The sequence below is a fragment of the Rhodopseudomonas pentothenatexigens genome (genome assembly GCF_900218015.1).
Lineage (GTDB): Bacteria > Pseudomonadota > Alphaproteobacteria > Rhizobiales > Xanthobacteraceae > Rhodopseudomonas > Rhodopseudomonas pentothenatexigens.
In genome coordinates this window covers 138,604-141,589 of record NZ_UFQQ01000002.1, presented here as the reverse complement: position 1 = coordinate 141,589, position 2,986 = coordinate 138,604, and the positions used below count along the sequence as shown (strand labels likewise).

Here is a 2,986-nt window from a genome sequence, read left to right as displayed (position 1 = left end):
GATCGCGCTGACGCCGCCGGCGTTCAAGGTGATCTATGTCGACGGCAGCGGTGTGGCGCACCAGGAGAGCGTGAGCTGGAGCGCGGGCACGCCCGGCGCCGGCGGCGCCACCACCTGGACGGCGACCAGCACGCACTACACCGGCGCGACGCCGGCTGCGACGCTGACGATCAACGCCGACGGCTCCTACAGCTTCACGACGTTTGCGCCCGTGGTGCATCCGACCGCGGGGACGACGGAGGAGAACCTCGGCCTGAGCTTCGCCTACACCGTGACCGACGGTGACGGCGACACCGCGACCGGGTCGCTGACGGTCGACGTCAACGACGACACGCCGACGCTGACGCAGACCTATCGCTACAACGACGTCTACGAATCCGCCTTGTCGACCGGCAACGCCACCGACGGTTCGATCTTCGCTGTGCATTTCGGTGCGGACGGCTACGGCGCGACCGCATTCACCGGATACATCAAGCTCGACATCGGTCCTGGGCTGGCCGGCAATGTCGCCTTCGATCTGGCGGGCGGCGCGCATCGCGAGCCGCTGCTGACCTCTGAAGGCCGCGCGATCACTTTCGTCAAGGTCGACGACAACACTATTCGTGGGTACGTCGCGTCGGCCGACAACGGCGGCCACGGCGACGAGACGATCCTCGAGATCAAGCTGACCGACACCGACGCCAGCGCGACCACCACGCTTTACGGCGTGCTCGACCACATGGCCGCGGCTGACGACGCGCCGATCGGGACGCTCCGGGTCGACGCTGCGGTCGCGTTCAGCGACGGCGACGGCGATGTCGTCACCGGCGTCATCCGGACAACGATCCACGACGACGTGCCGGTCGCCCATGTCGGCACCGCGTCCGCGGTCGAGGACGAATCCGTCAACGGCGGCAACAACGAGGCCGACGGCCTCGCTGCGTCGGTCAGCAACGTGTCGCTGAACATCGCGTGGGGCGCCGACGACGCCAACGACGACAACGGCCAGCCGGGCGACCGCTCGGTGGCATTCACCGACGCCAATGTGACGGTGGCCGGCGCGTATCTCGGTGCGACTCTGACCTCGCTCGGACAGGACGTGTCGTTCAAGCTGCTGTCGAGCGGCGAACTGGTCGGTTACACCGGGTCGACCGTGCCGACCGCGACGACGGACACCAACGTCGTGCTGTTCGCATCGCTCTCAGACGTCAATAACGGCGAGTACAGCTTCACTTTGGTCAAGCCGCTCGACCAGGCGGCGGGCAACGGCGAGGCGCCGCTGTCGCTGACCTTCAACTACACCGCGACCGACGGCGACGGCGACAGGTCCTCCAGCACGTTCACCGTGAACGTCGTCGACGACATGCCGGTGGTGACCGGTGACGGCAACACCAACACCGCGGTCCATGAAGCTTATGTCGATGCCGTGAGCGGCGTCCAGCCGGCCGGCACCGATCCGGGGCAGCCGTCGTCGGTGAGCGGTGTGATCGGCAAGGTGAATTACGGCGCCGACGGATTCGGCGGGATGGTGTTCACCGGTGCGTTCGGGGTGCCCAACGAAAACAGCGGCACGCTGACTTCAGGCGGTGCCGGCGTCGACTCCGGCATGACCTCGGATGGACGGCCGGTGTTGTTCCGGCTGTCGGCGGACGGCTTGACCATCGAGGGTTACGTGCCGGGCGGCGGCGCTGGCGGCGGAGACGAACTGATCCTGCAGGCTCGGCTGAATGGCACCGATACCGGCTACACCGTCAATTTGTTCGGCAATATCGACCACCAGCTGCCGAACAACAGCAACAGCCGCGACGACGCGCAGTCGATGAGCTTCACCGTCCAGGCGACCGACGGGGACGGCGACAGCGTCAACGTGACGTTGTCGGTGCGGCTGAACGACGACGCGCCGGTGCTGGTCGGCAACGTCACCACTGGTCTCGTTCTCGACGAGGACGATCTGGCGACCGGCACCGATCCGACCAAGGAGCCGGTGTCGGCGATTGGCAATCTGAATATCGACCTCGGCGCCGACGGCGGCAGCGTGGCGCTGTCCGCCGCGAACGCCAGCTGGAGCGCCGGGACTCGGACTCTGTCCGCCGACGACGGGTCTTGGACCATCGTCCTCAATGGCGACGGCACCTACACCTTCACGCTGCTCGACAACACCCTGGCGCATGGACCGGGCAACAACGGCGAAAATCCGTTCGACGTGACCGTCACCTACACCGCTGTCGACGGCGACGGCGACAGCTTGAGCGGCACCTTCGCGGTCAGCATCACCGACGATGCGCCGGTGGCGCGCGGTTCGGGGACGGTGGCGGTGACGGAAGACGCCGCGGCCGGCGTCTTCACCCCCCAGACCGCGAACGGCACGCTGCTTTTCGACGCCGGGGCGGATGACGCCAGGGTCACCGGCATCGTCTATCGCTTCGGTGCGAACGTCATGGACATGGACGCGCCGGGTGGCTTCCCGGCGCTGACGTCGCATGGCCAGCAGATCGTCGTCAGCACCTCGCCCGATGGCCTGACGATCACGGGCATGGCTGGGGCCACCAAGGTGTTCGACCTCGTGGTGACCAACGCCGCGACCGGCGCCTACACCTTCACGCAGTACGGACCGATCGATCACCCGGACATCAACCAGAGCGGCACCGCGGACTTCCTCCGCATGGTGTTCGATTTCACCGTCACGGACGGCGACGGCGACAAGTCGACCAGCTGGGTGCAGGTCGACATTCGCGACGACGCGCCGGTGCTGGTCGGCAGCGTCACCACTGGTCTCGTTCTCGACGAGGACGATCTGGCGACCGGCACCGATCCGACCAAGGAGCCGGTGTCGGCGACTGGCAATCTGAATATCGACCTCGGCGCCGACGGCGGCAGCGTGGCGCTGGCCGCCGCGAACGCCAGCTGGAGCGCCGGGACTCGGACTCTGTCCGCCGACGACGGGTCTTGGACCATCGTCCTCAATGGCGACGGCACCTACACCTTCACGCTGCTCGACAACACCCTA

1 protein-coding gene is annotated in these 2,986 nt (G+C 67.1%); it reads left to right on the top strand.

The window, feature by feature from the left end:
* The coding region (locus DWA33_RS25055) for a T1SS-143 repeat domain-containing protein (RefSeq protein WP_430707854.1) at nucleotides 1-2,986 on the top strand (2,986 nt) is incomplete at both ends.